The organism is Faecalibacterium sp. DFI.5.82 (assembly GCF_029076575.1).
In the GTDB taxonomy this organism is placed as follows: Bacteria; Bacillota; Clostridia; order Oscillospirales; family Ruminococcaceae; genus Faecalibacterium; species Faecalibacterium duncaniae.
This window is the reverse complement of record NZ_JARFIS010001234.1, coordinates 1-235: the sequence shown is the minus strand read 5'-3', so window position 1 is coordinate 235 and position 235 is coordinate 1. Positions and strand designations below refer to the sequence as shown.

General features: G+C 47.2%; 1 pseudogene. It reads left to right on the top strand.

Annotated elements, in window-relative coordinates:
• Positions 1 to 84, top strand: a pseudogene (locus tag P0G09_RS20855) (DUF2500 domain-containing protein); the annotation flags it as partial.
• Positions 85 to 235 lie beyond the last annotated feature (151 nt).

Sequence of the window (235 nt, the reverse complement as noted above, 5' to 3'; positions counted from 1 at the left end):
AGCGATTATGGTCTGCTCGTGCAGGGCGACATCGGAAAGCTGAGTTTTCAGGGCACCCGCTATCTTGGGTTTGAGCGGAACTAAGTGTTCTCCTACACTATATAGTAAGGAGTGCTGTATGAACGATTTGTTTATCCAAGGGCTGACCATCGACTGGAACAGAGTTCGCCCATACAATTATGTTCGTCAGATTCCTGCCATCAGTGGAATCGACACTTTTACATTCCATAAGCCC